The sequence below is a fragment of the Sphingopyxis sp. genome (assembly GCF_035998965.1).
GTDB lineage: Bacteria > Pseudomonadota > Alphaproteobacteria > Sphingomonadales > Sphingomonadaceae > Sphingopyxis.
Map to the genome: position 1 here is coordinate 1 of NZ_DASYHE010000066.1, position 1,628 is coordinate 1,628.

Genomic DNA, 1,628 nt, shown 5'->3' on the forward strand with positions numbered 1-1,628 from the left:
GTCGAAATTGCCGAAATCATCGCGCTTGCCGCGCCCCCGCTGGCCGCGGCGATCCTTGTTGAAACTCATTGTCTAATAGTCGCTTTCGGTTCGTCCATACCCCATTCGATCGGCGCCTTGCGTCGGACGGGGACGCACTTCACCACGGGCACAGACTCGCCCCATGCCGCTAACGACGAAATATATAGCTTAAACAGATGTCATCTGCGAACGGAAAATTCAAAAGCACGACGCGGTCTGTCGCAGACTTTTTCTCGCGGTTATCCCGCGCTGGCCGCGGCGGCAAAAACCAGTCATTGAGCGGCAAGGCCGCTTCGCCTAAGGGCAGCGGATGACCGTATATTTCCACGAAGAAGATTTGCCCGCGGGCGCGCTGGGTCCGGGCGCCGTCGCCGTCGATACCGAAACCATGGGGCTGAACCCGCTGCGCGACCGATTGTGCCTGGTGCAGATCAGTGACGGGTCGGGCGACGAGCATCTGGTGCGTTTTGCACCCGGCAGCAGCTACGACGCGCCGGTACTCAAGGCCATATTGACCGATCCTAACCGGTTGAAATTGTTTCATTTCGCGCGGTTCGACATCGCGGCGCTGCAACAGGCGCTGGGCGTCGTCACCGCGCCCGTCTATTGCACCAAGATCGCCTCGAAACTGATCCGCACCTACACCGACCGTCACGGGCTGAAGGAACTGGTGCGCGAATTGCTGGGGCAGGAAGTGTCGAAACAGCAGCAGTCGAGCGATTGGGGCGCCGCCGAGCTCAGCGAAGCTCAGCGCGATTATGCCGCCAGCGACGTGCGCTTTCTGCATGCGATGAAGGACATTCTCGATATGCGGCTGGCGCGCGAGGGGCGCAGCGAACTGGCCCAGGCCTGTTTCGATTTCCTGCCGACGCGCGCCGCGCTCGACCTGGCTGGATGGCCCGAGGTCGATATTTTCGCGCACACCTAAAGGCCGATTCGCATGTCCGAACGCGCCGATCTTGACCGCACGATGCGCCGCCTGTGGGCGACGAGCGGGTCGAGTCACGACCGGGTGGTGCGCATCTTGCGCTTTGGCCTGCCGCTTGTGATCGGAATCGTTGCCGCGGTGCTGGTCTTTTCGCCCTTCACCCAGCGTTCCGAAATCAGCTTCCTGCTCGCCAAGGACAAGGTCGATATGGCGAGCGAGCGGATGAAGGTGACGCGCGCCGAATATCGCGGTCAGGATGCCAAAGGTCAGCCCTTTGCCCTGCTCGCGGGCAGCGCGGTGCAGAAAAGTTCGGCTGAACCCGTCGTGCGGATGACCGACCTGTCGGGGGCGATCCGCCTGACCGACGGCCCGGCGACGATCGTCGCCCGCAACAGCGCCTATAATATGGAGACCGAAAAGGTCGCGGTGCCGGGGCTGGTGCAGGTCAAGGGCGCCGGCGGATACCGGATCGACGCCAGCAATGTATCGATCGACCTCAAAACGCGGACCCTGGTCGGACAGGGCGGCGTCAACGGGACGTTGAACATCGGCAATTTTTCGGCCAACCAGCTGTCCGCCGATCTCGACCAGCGGATCGTGCGCCTGCAGGGCAATGCGCGGCTGCGGATCAATCAGGGAGTGATCAAATGAACCGCCTTTGGACCATGAAAAGCATGGC

Annotated in this window: 3 protein-coding genes; all 3 read left to right on the forward strand. The window is 62.0% G+C overall.

Annotation, left to right across the window (positions count from 1 at the left end; all coding sequences use genetic code 11):
- A partial coding sequence (locus VGN68_RS11850; protein ID WP_327476891.1) for a hypothetical protein occupies positions 1-300 on the forward strand: 300 nt, incomplete at its 5' end.
- Positions 301-331: 31 nt separating this feature from the next.
- On the forward strand, positions 332-949 hold the full coding sequence (locus VGN68_RS11855) for a ribonuclease D (protein WP_293700401.1): 618 nt from the start codon (positions 332-334) through the stop codon (positions 947-949).
- Positions 950-961: 12 nt separating this feature from the next.
- Positions 962-1,600, forward strand: a complete 639-nt coding sequence (lptC, locus tag VGN68_RS11860) for an LPS export ABC transporter periplasmic protein LptC (protein WP_327476893.1) — start codon at positions 962-964, stop codon at positions 1,598-1,600.
- Positions 1,601-1,628: the final 28 nt, after the last annotated feature.